We start from the raw sequence: 13,789 nt of genomic DNA on the forward strand, positions 1-13,789 counted from the left end.
TCTCGAGTGCGCGGGCGAAGCCGTCCACGACATACCCTGTGTTACATTGCAGCGTCAAACACGCAAAACTACCATATCGCCGAACAGCCGCAGCATGTCCGACAGCAGACGATCCGTCGACCCGACCGAAGTTGGACAAGCCAAGCCCAGCGGCAACGCCGAGCGCGTCCTGTCGCGTGTCTTAAAAGTCATCCTCATCGTCGCCGTGGCGATGTACTTCGCGGTGGCGGGCATCTATCTGGGCTTGCGCTATGTGGTGCTGCCGCAGATCGATTCGTTCAGGCCGACCATCGAGCAGGCGGTGTCGTCGCGGATTCATGCGCAGCTTCATGTCGGCCGGCTTTCCGCGCGATGGAGCGGCATGCAGCCGACCATCGATATCGATAATCTCCGCATCGACGCCGCCGATGGCTCGCCCGGTCTGGCGGTTCCGCATGCGAGCGCGAGCATCGCGTGGCGGTCGCTGCTGGCGCTGCAACCCAAACTGGCCGATCTCACCGTCGATGGTCCCGACGTCATCATCGCGCGCAAGGCGAACGGTGAACTGACGGTCGCCGGCGTGCCGGTTCCGGCGCATCGCACCGGCTCCAACGCATTCACCACATGGTTGCTCGGGCAGCAGCGCATCCTGCTGCGCGATGGCACGCTGCGCTGGCGCGACGCCCAGCGCGATGCACCCGAAATCGCGTTCAAGCGTCTGAAGCTCGCGACTCTGAACGACGGCGCGCGTCACCGTCTCGCGCTGACCGCGCCTGCCGATGGCGACGTTCTGCATGGTCCGCTCGACGTTCGCGCGGACTTTCGCCACGAGCCGTTCACCGCGATGGGCGCGCCCGCGAACTGGACCGGCCGCGTTTATGTATCGACGGGCCCCGTCGATCTGCCGATGCTCGCGCGCTACGTAAAGATGCCGTTCGCGGTCTACGATGGCCGCATCGAAAACCGCATCTGGCTGAACTTCGCACGTGGCCAGCTACAGACGGCAAACGGCGATCTCACGGGCGGCAACATCGCGCTGCGCGTGCGCGCGACGCAGCCGCGTCTCGATCTGCCGGTGGCGCGCTTCGCATGGACCATCGGCAAGAAGGACACCACGTACACGCTGAACCTCTCCGACCTTCGCGCCGAACTCGGCCAGCCTTCGCTCGAAGACGGCACGACGGTCGCGCGCCTGCTCACGATGCAGAGGCTCACGGGCACGTATCGTCCGGCGTCGGTGAACAAGGGGCTGCTGTTTCGCATCGCGGGCGATCAGATCGATCTCGGCATCCTCGCCGAATTCGCGCGCACGCTCCCGCTGCCATCGCGCGTGCTCAACGAACTCGTGCGCTACAACCCGCGCGGGCAGGTCGCCAACTACACGATCTACACCGAACGCGCCGCGCCCAAGACCGAGGAAGAAGCCAAGCAGCAGCGCGATAAAGGCGATGCGAAGATCGTCCATTACGCGTTCAAGGCCGAGTTGCAGGGCATCAGCGTGCAGGCGCAGGAACCGCCGCCGGGACTCACGATCAACAATCGGCCGCGCGCGGGCATCCCGGGCATCGAGAATCTGTGGGGCGCCGTCGATGCCAACGAGTCGCAAGGCAAAATCGTCATCGACACGAAGAACGCGGCGGTGACGATCCCCGGCGCGTTCGACGATCCCCGTCTCACCTTCGATTCCCTGCAAGGCCGCGCGAACTGGACCGTCGCGGACGCCATCGCGCCGGGCGAACTGCGGCGCGCGTTCACGATTCATCTCGACACGCTGCGCATCCGCAACGCCGACGCCGAAGGCGAAGTCACCGCCGCGTACTGGAACCAGGGTCACGGGCGCGGCAATCTCGACCTCAAGGCGAAGGTCGATTATCTGAAGGCGGCGCGCCTCGTCCGCTATCTTCCGACGAGCCTCAACGAACGCGTGCGCGTCTATCTCGGCCATGCGCTGCGGGCGGGCATCGCGCGCAACGGCACGCTCGAGATTCACGGCGACCTCACGCGCTTTCCGTACGCGAAAGCGCCGGACGCGGGCATTTTCCGCATCGAAGCGCCGTTCACGGGCGGCAAGTTCGATCCCACGCCGTTTCCGCCGCGCAAGCTGCAGAACGGCCTGCCGAACTTCTGGCCGGCGTTCGAGGGCATCGACGGCACGTTCAGGCTCGCGCAAAACAAGCTCGCCTTCGATATCCATCGCGGGCATTACAAGGGCGTCGCGGTATCGCGCGTGGCGGGACGCATCGACGATACGGGCAATCGCGAAACCAGGCTGCGGATCGACGGCGAAGCGCGCGGACCGCTCGCCGACATGCTCGACTATGTCGACAACAGCTCGCTCGGCCTGATGGCCAAGCACGCGACACGCAAGCTTGACACGAAAGGCAACGCGGCGCTGGCGCTCACGCTCGGCATTCCGCGCTATCGGCCGCCGCCGCCCGAACCGCCGCTGCGCACCGACTACAAGGGCTCGCTGACCTTCCTCGACAACGAAGTCGCGTACGGCACGCTGCCGCCGCTCACGCATGTGCGCGGCCGGGCGAACTTCGCCGCGAAGACCGTCAACGTCGATGCCCTCACCGCGCAACTGCTCGGCGGCGACGTGCGCGCGACCGGCGGCGTGCAGCCGAACGGCAATTACGCGTTCGACGTGAACGGGCGCATCGGCCCGGATGCGGCGCAGCGTTTCGATGGACGCATCGCACCGCAAGCGGCGGCGCTGCTCAAGCGTATCGATGGCGCGGCGCCCTACGAACTTCACGTGCGCGGTGCGAAAAACGCGCTGCCGAACATGCGCGCGAGCGCGGATTTGAGCGGCATCGGCATCGATCTGCCTGCGCCGTTCGGCAAGGCGAAAGGCGCGCCGATGCCCTTCTCGCTCAGCTTCCAGCCGACGCCCGGCGGCGCTTCCGGTCTGCATGATGCGCAACTCGTTTTCGGCCCGCTCGCGGCGCATTACGAGTTGCAGCAGATCGGGCGGGCGCAGGTGAAAGTCGATCCGCAAAACGCCGCCGAGCCGATGAACGTGCGCGCGCAACTCAAGGCCGTGCGCGGCGCGATTGCGCTCAACAAGCCCGCCGATTTGCCAGCCGAGGGCGTGAGCGCCGTCGCGGACATGGACACGCTCGACGCCGACGCGTGGCGCAAAATTTTCGCCGATACCGTCGCTACCGCCGCTACCGTTAGCGCCCCTGCGCAGCCGCCAGCAAAGCAGGAGCCTCGCGCGAACACAGATATCAGACAGTTCATTCCGACGCGCGCCGCCGTTCGCATCGGGACACTGAAGCTGCTCGACCGTCGCTGGAACAACATCGACGTCAACGCGACAGAAGATGCGAGGAAATGGCAGGCGAAGATCGCGTCGGATGAAGTATCCGGCAACGTCGCCTTCACGCCTGCCACACCGAACGGAAGCCCCGGCGCGATACAGGCGCGGCTCGACAAGGTGGTGATCCCCGAGAAGGCTACGGGCGCGCCCGCCGAAAAGTTCGCGAGCAAGCCGCCGCGCAACATGCCGTCCATCGACGTGATCGTCAATGAACTGGTCTATCGCGGACACGGCCTCGGGCGGCTCGAGGTGGACGCACACAACGAAGTCATCGCCGACGAGCCGATCTGGACGCTCGACAAGCTCCAGCTCGCCAATCCCGACGCGACGCTCACCGCCAACGCGACGTGGCGCACGCTGCCCGCGCCGGCGACCGCCAGCGGCGATGACTCGACGCCGCGCCGCACGACGCTCGGCTTTACGCTCGATGTCGCCAATGGCGGACAGTTCCTTGACCGCTTCGGCCTGCCGCACACCGTCAACGGCGGCGCGGGCAAGATCTCCGGGCACGCGGCCTGGAACGGCAGTCCGGCGGCCGTCGACATGAACACGCTCGATGGCAAAGTCGGCGTCGATCTTCGTCACGGGCAAATTCTGCGCGCGCCGGGCGCGGCGAAGTTGCTCGGCATCTTCAGCCTGCGCAGTCTCGCCAATCTGTTGACGCTGCATTTTGAGGATGTCGTCGGCAAGGGATTGCCGTTCGAGAAGATTACCGGCAACGCGCGCATTGAAAACGGCATCAGCCGGACCGACGACCTGCTGATGGTCACGCCGCCCGCCCGCGTGCAGATGCAGGGCGTCGTGAACCTGCCGAAGCAGACGCAGGATTTGCGCGTCAAGGTCGTGCCGACGATCGGCGCGGGTGCGGTCGCCATCGGCGCGGCGGTGATCAATCCGCTGCTCGGTCTGGGCGCGCTCGCCGCCGATCTCGCGCTCTCGAAGTCCATCCAGAAGGCGTTCGCGATGGACTATTCGATCACCGGAACGTTGACGAAGCCCGTCGTCCAGCGTCTGCATGGCGATCAGGGTAAGATCGAATCACCCGCGGCCGTCGCGATTCCGTCAGTCGCTCCATAACGCGGAGCGCATCTTCGTTCCGCCTCGCCCGCCCCGTCAGATTCACCAACCGGCGCACAACATGAACGAACCATCGAGCGAAAGCGCGGCGCAGCCGTTTCACGTCGCCGCGCTGCAAATGGTGAGCACGCCCGATCGCGACCGCAATCTCGCCGAGGCAGGACGGCTCATCGCCGAAGCGGCGCAAGGCGGCGCGCAACTCGTGCTGCTGCCGGAATACTTCTGCTTCATGGGCTTCAAGGACACGGACAAGCTCGCTATCCGCGAAACGCCCGGCGACGGTCCGATCCAGCAGTTTCTTTCCGATGCCGCGCGTGAGCATCGTGTGTGGGTCATCGGCGGGACGCTGCCTTTGAAATCGCCCGAAGCGTCGCGCGTGCTCAACACCACGCTTGTTTTCGATGCGAACGGCAAACAGGCCGCGCGCTACGACAAGATTCACCTGTTCAATTTCGAAAAGGGCGAGGAATCGTTCGACGAAGCGCGCACCATCTGCCCCGGCGGCGAAGTGCGAACCTTCGATGCGCCGTTCGGACGCGTCGGCCTGTCCATCTGCTACGACCTCAGGTTTCCGGAGCTGTACCGGAAGATGGGCGATTGCGCGTTGATCGTCGTGCCGTCCGCGTTCACCTACACGACCGGCAAGGCGCACTGGGAAACGCTGCTGAAGGCGCGGGCGATCGAGAACCAGTGCTACGTGCTCGCCGCGGCGCAAGGCGGCAAGCACGAGAACGGGCGGCGCACGTGGGGTCATAGCATGCTGATCGATCCGTGGGGCGAAGTCGTCGCGATGCGCGAGGAAGGCGCGGGCGTCGTCGCGGGCGCGGTCGATCCGGCGGGCATCGCCGAAGTGCGGCAGAGCTTGCCGGCGTATCGGCATCGGGTGATCGGCTGAATGGACTTGAAGACGCGCGTTCTCCCCTGCACATGGCCTCATCGGCGCCGGACAGTAGAATAGTCCGACACAATCGCTCGAACACGCTAAATCACGCTAATCACGCAATAGGCACCGCATGAACATCATCGAACCCGGCATTCGCAACCTCGTCACGGCAAAGGACGTCCTGCTGACGCCCTATGGCCTCGACGAAGGCGTCATCACGCGTACGCTCGCGGAAATCTTCACGCACCGCGTCGATTACGCCGACCTCTATTTCCAGTCAACGCGCAGCGAAGCGTGGAGTCTCGAAGAAGGCATCGTCAAATCGGGCAGTTTCAGCATCGATCAGGGCGTCGGCGTGCGCGCCGTCTCGGGCGAGCGCACGGCTTTCGCCTATTCCGACGATCTGTCGCCCGAATCCATTCGCCAGGCCGCGTACGCGACCCGCGCGATCGCCAAGGCGGGCGGCGGCAAGCACAAGGTAAAGCCGGCGAGCACGCTCACGGGCGTGTCGGGCCGCGATCTGTATCTGCCGGCCGATCCGCTGCATTCGCTCGATGCGAACGCGAAAGTGAAGCTGCTCGAGCGCGTCGAGAAAATGGCGCGCAGCCGCGATCCGCGCATCGTCCAGGTGATGGCGGGCCTCGCGGGCGAATACGACGTGGTGCTCGTCGCCCGCAGCGACGGCGCGCTCGCGGCGGACGTGCGCCCGCTCGTGCGCGTGTCCGTGACGGTGATCGCCGAGCAGAACGGCCGGCGCGAGATCGGCACGGGCGGCGGCGGCGGACGCTTCGACTACGGCTATTTCACCGACGACATCCTGAACAAATACGTCGACGACGCCGTGCACGCTGCGCTCGTCAACCTCGAAGCGCGCCCTGCTCCGGCTGGCGCGATGACCGTGGTGCTCGGGCCGGGCTGGCCGGGCGTGCTGCTGCACGAAGCGGTCGGCCACGGGCTGGAGGGCGATTTCAACCGCAAGGGATCGTCGGCGTTCGCGGGACGCATCGGCGAGCAGGTGGCGGCGAAGGGCGTGACGGTCGTCGATGACGGGACGCTGCCGAATCGGCGCGGCTCGCTCAATATCGACGATGAAGGCAACCCGACGCAATGCACGACGCTGATCGAGGACGGCATCCTGAAGGGCTACATTCAGGATTCGCTCAATGCGCGGCTGATGAAGATGCCGGTGACGGGCAACGCGCGCCGCGAATCGTACGCCGCGCTGCCGATGCCGCGCATGACGAACACCTACATGCTCAACGGCGACAAGGACCCGCAGGAGATTCTCGCTTCGGTGAAGAATGGCCTGTACGCGGTGAATTTCGGCGGCGGTCAGGTGGATATCACCAACGGCAAGTTCGTGTTCTCGGCGTCCGAGGCGTACATGATCGAGGACGGCAAGATCACGTATCCGGTGAAGGGCGCGACGCTGATCGGCAGCGGGCCGGAATCGCTCAAGTACGTGACGATGATCGGCAACGACATGTCGCTCGATAGCGGCGTCGGCGTGTGCGGCAAGGAAGGCCAGAGCGTGCCGGTGGGCGTCGGCCAGCCGACGCTGCGCATCGAGAAGATGACGGTGGGCGGCACGGTTTGATGCGCGCGGATTTCCCGCATCGATTTTGTCTCGGGCAGTTGTCCGGGTCGTCTTCGATGCGGATTTCCCGCGTTTTGATGCGCTGCGGCTTGTCAGCGGCGCACGTTTGAGGTTATAAAGTCAGTCAACCTTTTTTGCGATACACCTTCGACCCGCCATGTCCGCCAAGTTTTACTTTTATTTGTTTTGGCATCTCAAGCCGCTGGCGGATCGAGAGGGGTGAGTCGTAGCTAAAGACACAAACCGAATTCCCGAAAAACCGCCAGCGAGTCTGGCGGTTTTTTTTCGCCGCTTATTTTTGATCGATGCCGTTGGAGAACCGATATGCCCCCGCACAATACCGATGACGTTCGAATTCGCGAGTTGAAAGAGCTCGTCCCGCCCGCGCATTTGATCCGCGAATTTCCGTGCACGGAGCCGGTGTCCGACCTCATCTTCAATGCGCGGCAATCGATGCATCGCATTCTGCACGGGATGGATGACCGGCTGATCGTCATTATCGGCCCATGCTCGATTCACGATCCGAAGGCGGCGCTGGAATATGCGGGGCGGTTGATCGAGCAGCGGAAGCGGTTTGCGGGCGAGCTGGAAATCGTGATGCGCGTGTATTTCGAAAAACCGCGCACCACGGTGGGCTGGAAGGGGCTGATCAACGATCCGTATATGGATAACAGCTTCAAGATCAACGACGGTTTGCGCAAGGCGCGCGAACTGCTGATGAATATCAACGAGATGGGTTTGCCGGCTGGCACGGAGTATCTCGATATGATCAGCCCGCAATATATCGCCGATCTCATTTCATGGGGCGCGATTGGGGCGCGGACTACGGAATCGCAGGTGCATCGGGAACTGGCTTCGGGGCTTTCTTGTCCGGTCGGGTTCAAGAATGGCACGGATGGGAACGTGAAGATCGCCGTCGATGCAATCAAGGCCGCGTCGCAACCGCATCATTTCTTGTCAGTTACGAAGGGCGGGCATTCGGCGATTGTTTCCACTGCCGGTAATGAAGATTGCCATATCATTTTGCGTGGCGGGAAATCGCCTAACTTCGATGCGGCTTCGGTCGATGCGGCTTGTAGCGATATCGGCAAGGCTGGGTTGGCTGCGCGGTTGATGATCGATGCGAGTCATGCTAATAGCTCGAAGAAGCATGAGAATCAGATTCCGGTTTGCGAGGATATTGGGCGGCAACTTGCTGCTGGGGATGAGCGGATTGTCGGCGTGATGGTGGAATCGCACCTTGTTGCCGGGCGGCAGGATTTGAAGGAGGGGTGTGAGCTTACCTACGGGCAGAGTGTTACTGATGCTTGTATTGGGTGGGACGAGAGTGTGGGGGTGCTGGAGGAGCTTGCAGTTGCGGTGAAGCAGCGGCGAGTTGTGCGAGGCGGGGGGAACTAAAGCTGCATCAATCCAAAATCGGAGACCGCGCAGGCACCTCCGATTTTTGGCTTGAGGGACCACTACAAGCGTCAAACTTTCTCGTTCCGAACATCTCATTAGCTTAATAAAACCAATTTTGCTAATGTTAGAATAGCCCATCACCAAGGACAGTCCGAATCTTCTTCCCGCCCCGCGCTACTTCATGCACTACGAACAGTACAAGCCATTGCGGAATTTTCTGAGAACTCGTCGTCTCGGTCCAAGTTTCATTGCCATATGGGCTGCATTTAGAAAACTGGACGGTAAAAATCATAGGGCGGGGCTTGACCAGCCGCATCTCCATCCTCTTGATTGGGAACTAGAGATATTGGCACGCGAAGTATTGTTGCATTCCGAACACCATTTCTCAGAGCCAATCAATCTTGATAATGACATCGTTCCGCGCGGCATCAATCACATAAGACAATTTACTGATAAGCTCGCCGCAGCGAGCATGAGTTCTCACGAAGATGTCATCGCTGCAATACCCTCATACCTTCATCAGCAGCTTCCGTGGCAGGACGAGAATTGGTTTGGACGTATTTCACGCTACGCAAGGATCGTCAATCACTGCTCGTTGAAGCGGATAATCGAAAATGAGATCAAGATATCCATTCCTGATTTTTATGCACTCGGATTAGCGGTAGCTGGTTCTCTTGCCAAATCGCCATGCGTAGACAGCGGCAACTATGCTCTGACTCCGGGAATAGCAAAAGGAGCGAGCGAGCGATTCTTTCAACTGATCGCGGAAGACTGCACTCGTCTACGCGAGATTATTCTGAAATTGCAATGCTACGACAAGACGTGGGCGTTCACGTATAACCCACTTCGAGGGAAACCACTGATTTATCACCGTGATGCGCCACAGAAGCTGCTCGGATTCAGTCAACAGCTGCTTATCTGGAGAATAACAGAAGGGCTGTATTACGACTTACCGAGAGATCGGGAAGATTTGAACAAGGGTTTCGGCGACTCGTTTCAATCATACATTGGCGACGTATTGTTGGGGGCACTCCCCTTAGACACGTTCCGCATCCAAGAAGAGAAGCGTTTTGAAGTGGCAAAGGGCTTACCCCGCGATGGAGCAGACTGGATTGTTAGCGATGCAACGGGGCACGTTTTCATCGAGTGTAAAACAAAGCGCCTAACTCACAATGCGAAAGCCGAGGGGAACAGCTCGGCGATGGAAGCTGACGTAATCAAACTCTCCGAATGCTTCGTGCAGAACTATCAAAATATCTACGACGCGCGGTGCGGTGCTAACCCTTCCTTTACATGGCGGGGGCTGCCCATGTTCAACTGCGTTGTTACACTAGAAAACTGGCGCATCAAGAGCCCGACTCACCAGACAAACCTTGATCAATTTATCCGCGCAGGCCTCGCAAAAAAGAATATTCTCCCAAGCGTTTTAAACGACGTGCCGTATCGTTTGCTAAGTGCACAAGAACTTGAGCTCGTGGCACAGGACACCACTCGCCACGGCGTCGTCGCCAACTTTGCATTGGAGTCGGCCGTAACGCGCGGCCCTTACAAGCAACTGTTCCCTTCGACACTTCCTGAATTGCTGCCCGAAATGAGCCGGCGAGGCGCCTTTACCGAGGTCACATATTTGGCGAAGCACCACCCATATGAATAGTCGCGGAGAATTGACGTGCTACATGCGGTGCCACAACACATCCTTCCCCCCATCCGCCCGATTCAACACCCTAGCCACCACAAACAACAAATCCGACAACCGATTAACATACCGTCTCGGCGCCTCATTAACCGCCTCAGCTTCGACACGCCCCAACGCAACAATCGCCCTTTCCGCCCGTCGGCAGATGGTGCGAGAAACATGCGCCAAAGCTGCCGCCCTCGACCCGCCCGGCAAAATAAACTCCTTAAGCGGCGGCAATGTCCCGTTGTATTCAGCCAGCCACCCATCCAGCCGCTCGAGATGCGCATCCGAAATCATCGAATGCCCCGGAATCGACAATTCCCCGCCTAAATCAAACAAATCGTTTTGAATAGACGTCAAAGCATCGCGAACATCGGTCGGCAACGGCTCGGACAACAGAACACCCAACGACGAATTCAACTCGTCCACATCGCCAATCGCCGCAATGCGCGCATCGTCTTTCAACACGCGTCGGCCATCGCCGAGACCGGTGGTGCCATCGTCGCCCGTGCGCGTGGCGATCTTGCTCAGGCGGTGTCCCATCACTGCTCCTCGATTATCAAAGCGTCAAAACCAGCCGTCCCATTATAGGCACGCCGCTCCTCCGCTCCGTCCTGCGCGTAAAATGAGATAACGCGTCACCGCATTGCGCAGACGGTCCGCGATCGCCGCCAAGAACCGCACAAAAGCCGCAAAAAGCCCGGAGACACCCCGTGAACCACCCCGCCGAACACGCCGCCATCCAGCACGCGCGCCGCCCCTTCCCCGCCGCGCTCCTCGAATCGCTCGAAGCACACTTCGGCGACCGCGTCTCGACCTCGGAAGCCGTGCGCGAACACCACGGCCGCGACGAATCGCCGTTCGATCCGCAACTGCCCGACGCCGTCGTCTTCGCGCGCAGCACCGAGGAAGTCCAGGCCATCGTCCGCCTGTGCGCCCAATATGACGTGCCGATCATCCCCTACGGCAACGGATCGTCGCTCGAAGGGCATCTGCTCGCGGTGCAAGGCGGCGTGTCGATCGACTTGTCGGAAATGAACAAGGTCATCTCGATCAACCCCGAAGACCTCACGGCGACCGTCGAACCGGGCATCTCGCGCAAGCAACTGAACGAAGCGCTGAAAGACACCGGCCTTTTCTTCCCGATCGATCCCGGCGCGGACGCCAGCATCGGCGGCATGTCCGCGACGCGCGCCTCCGGCACGAACGCAGTTCGCTATGGCTCGATGCGCGAAAACGTGCTCGCGCTGACCGTCGTGCTCGCCGATGGCCGGGTCGTCAGGACCGGCACGCGCGCACGCAAATCGTCGGCGGGCTACGACCTGACGCGGCTTTTCGTCGGCTCCGAAGGCACGCTCGGCGTCATCACCGAAATCACCGTGCGGCTCTATCCGCAGCCGGAAGCGATCTCCGCCGCCGTCTGCGCGTTCCCGTCGATGGGCGACGCCGTGCGCGCCGTCATCGAAACCATTCAGATGGGCGTGCCGATTGCACGCGTCGAATTCGTCGATGCGCTCGCCGTGCGGGCAATCAATCGCCATTCGAACCTGAGCCTGCGCGAATCGCCGATGCTGTTCTTCGAATTCCACGGCACCGAAGCCGGCGTCAAGGAACAGGCGAAGACTGTGCAGGACATCACCGCCGAAAACAGCGGCACCGACTTCGACTGGGCGACGCGTCCCGAAGACCGCAGCCGCCTCTGGAATGCACGCCACAGCGCCTATTTCGCGATGCTGCAACTGAAGCCCGGCTGCCGCGCCGTCACCACCGATGTCTGCGTACCGATCTCGCGGCTCGCGGAATGCGTCGTGGAGACGGAGAAGGATCTGCTCGGCTCGTCGCTGCCGTGCCCGATCGTCGGCCATGTCGGCGACGGCAACTTCCACGTCGCGATGCTCCTCGATCCCGCGAAGCCCGAAGAACTGGAAGAGGCGGAGCGGCTGAACCGGCGCATCGTCGAACGTGCGCTGAAAATCGGCGGCACGTGCACGGGTGAGCACGGCGTCGGGCTGCACAAGATGGGCTTCATGATCGACGAGCACGGCGAGGATGGCATCGCGGTCATGCGCTCGATCAAGCAGGCGCTCGATCCGAAGAACTTGATGAATCCGGGCAAGATTTTCAGCTTCACGCAGTAACGCCTCGGCAGCGCGCCCGATGGACGCGGAAGCCCCGAGCGCGCACCATAGGGCGTCGCCGCGTCAGAGACATTCATCGAACAAGCGCCAGCATCACGACCGGCGCCGGGAGGAGACATGAACGCACCCGACGAACTCAAGCCGCCGCTCACGCCGGCCGTATCGCCGAACCTGCCGCACGAGGTTGCGCCGGACCTGTCGCCGGAGCAACTCGCCGAGCGCCAGCGCGAAGTCGTGCAGGCGCTGATGGCCGTGCTGCCGACGCATTGCCTGCTCTTTCGCGACGAAGACACCTCGGTCTACGAATGCGATGGCCTCGCCGCCTATCGCCGCCTGCCGCTCGCGGTCGTGCTGCCGGAAACCGAGGCGCAGGTGCAGCGCGTCGTGCAAATCTGCGCGCGGCTTGCCGTGCCGATCGTTCCGCGCGGCGCGGGCACCGGGCTATCGGGCGGCGCGATGCCGATCCGGCATGGCATCGTGCTGTCGCTGGCGCGGTTCCGCAAAATCGTCGAGGTCGATCCGTACGCGCGCACCGCCACGGTCCAGCCGGGCGTGCGCAATCTCGCGATATCCGAGGCCGCCGCGCCTTTTGGGCTCTATTACGCGCCGGACCCGTCGTCGCAGATCGCGTGCACGATCGGCGGCAACGTCTCCGAAAATTCGGGCGGCGTGCATTGCCTGAAGTACGGCCTCACCGTGCATAACGTGCTGCGCGTGCGCGCCGTGACGATGGAAGGCGATGTCGTCGAATTCGGCTCGCTCGGGCCGGACGCGCCGGGGCTGGATCTGCTGGCCGTGCTGATCGGCAGCGAAGGCATGTTCGCGATCGTCACCGAAATCACCGTCAAGCTGATTCCGAAGCCGCAGACCGCGCAAGTCATCATGGCGAGCTTCGACGACGTCGTGAAAGGCGGCAACGCGGTCGCGGCGATCATCGCGGCGGGCATCATTCCCGCCGGTCTCGAAATGATGGACAAGCCCGCGACGCGCGCGGTCGAAGAGTTCGTCAACGCGGGCTACGACACCGACGCCGCCGCCATCCTGCTCTGCGAATCCGACGGCACCTACGACGAAGTCACCGAGGAAATCGTGCGCATGACCGCGGTGCTGCGCGAGCACGGCGCGACGCGCATCCAGATTTCGCGATCGGAAGCCGAGCGTCTCAAGTTCTGGTCGGGCCGCAAGAACGCGTTCCCCGCCGCCGGCCGCATCTCGCCCGACTACTACTGCATGGACGGCACGGTGCCGCGCCGCGCCATCGGGCCGCTGCTTGCACGCATCGAAGAGATGGAGAAGAAATACGCGCTGCGCTGCATCAACGTGTTTCATGCGGGCGACGGCAACATGCATCCGCTCATTCTGTTCAACGGCAACGACCTGGACGAGTGGCATCGCGCGGAAGCGTTCGGCTCGGACATTCTCGAAGCATGCGTCGAGCTGGGCGGGACCGTGACGGGCGAGCATGGCGTGGGCATCGAGAAGATCAATTCGATGTGCGTGCAGTTCTCGCCCGAGGAGCGCGATGCGTTTCACGCGGTCAAGCGCGCGTTCGATCCGCCGGGGCTGCTCAATCCGGACAAGGGCATCCCGACGCGCGCGCGCTGCGCCGAGTACGGAAAGATGCACATTCGCGGCGGGCTGCTGCCGCATCCCGAACTGCCGCGCTTCTAACCGGCGACGCGCTGCGCTATCCACGTTTGTCCGGGTATGG

The 13,789-nt window shown here is 62.4% G+C and carries 8 protein-coding genes; 7 read left to right on the forward strand and 1 reads right to left on the reverse strand.

Annotated features, from left to right (window positions below; genetic code table 11):
• The first annotated feature begins 94 nt into the window (after positions 1–94).
• The 5 genes from BG57_RS06580 (at position 95) to BG57_RS06605 (ending at position 9,916) form a co-directional block, all read left to right on the forward strand.
• The gene (locus BG57_RS06580) at positions 95–4,381 is read left to right on the forward strand and encodes a YhdP family phospholipid transporter (protein ID WP_035961548.1); all 4,287 of its coding nucleotides are present in this window, start codon (positions 95–97) and stop codon (positions 4,379–4,381) included.
• A gap of 61 nt (positions 4,382–4,442) precedes the next feature.
• Positions 4,443–5,276: a carbon-nitrogen hydrolase family protein gene (locus tag BG57_RS06585; RefSeq protein WP_035961551.1), complete on the forward strand. Its 834-nt coding sequence runs from the start codon at positions 4,443–4,445 to the stop codon at positions 5,274–5,276.
• 118 nt (positions 5,277–5,394) lie between these two features.
• Positions 5,395–6,861 carry a metalloprotease TldD gene (gene tldD / locus BG57_RS06590; RefSeq protein ID WP_035961553.1) on the forward strand — a complete coding sequence of 489 codons (1,467 nt, stop codon included), beginning with the start codon at positions 5,395–5,397 and terminating at the stop codon, positions 6,859–6,861.
• A 324-nt stretch (positions 6,862–7,185) separates the two neighbouring features.
• Positions 7,186–8,259, forward strand: a complete 1,074-nt coding sequence (gene aroG, locus BG57_RS06595) for a 3-deoxy-7-phosphoheptulonate synthase AroG (protein ID WP_035961556.1) — start codon at positions 7,186–7,188, stop codon at positions 8,257–8,259.
• Positions 8,260–8,443: 184 nt separating this feature from the next.
• On the forward strand, positions 8,444–9,916 hold the full coding sequence (locus tag BG57_RS06605) for a hypothetical protein (RefSeq protein ID WP_152562535.1): 1,473 nt from the start codon (positions 8,444–8,446) through the stop codon (positions 9,914–9,916).
• An 18-nt stretch (positions 9,917–9,934) separates the two neighbouring features.
• On the opposite strand, the gene BG57_RS06610 is transcribed toward BG57_RS06605, so the two are convergent.
• Positions 9,935–10,483: a cob(I)yrinic acid a,c-diamide adenosyltransferase gene (locus BG57_RS06610; protein ID WP_035961569.1), complete on the reverse strand. Its 549-nt coding sequence runs from the start codon at positions 10,481–10,483 to the stop codon at positions 9,935–9,937.
• Positions 10,484–10,653: 170 nt separating this feature from the next.
• On the opposite strand from BG57_RS06610, the gene BG57_RS06615 reads away from it, so the two are divergent.
• The gene (locus BG57_RS06615; protein WP_035961570.1) at positions 10,654–12,078 is read left to right on the forward strand and encodes an FAD-binding oxidoreductase; all 1,425 of its coding nucleotides are present in this window, start codon (positions 10,654–10,656) and stop codon (positions 12,076–12,078) included.
• Between the two features lie 117 nt (positions 12,079–12,195).
• Positions 12,196–13,749, forward strand: a complete 1,554-nt coding sequence (locus BG57_RS06620) for an FAD-linked oxidase C-terminal domain-containing protein (protein ID WP_052005654.1) — start codon at positions 12,196–12,198, stop codon at positions 13,747–13,749.
• The last annotated feature ends 40 nt before the right edge of the window (positions 13,750–13,789 follow it).

The sequence above is a fragment of the Caballeronia grimmiae genome (assembly GCF_000698555.1).
In the GTDB taxonomy this organism is placed as follows: Bacteria; Pseudomonadota; Gammaproteobacteria; order Burkholderiales; family Burkholderiaceae; genus Caballeronia; species Caballeronia grimmiae.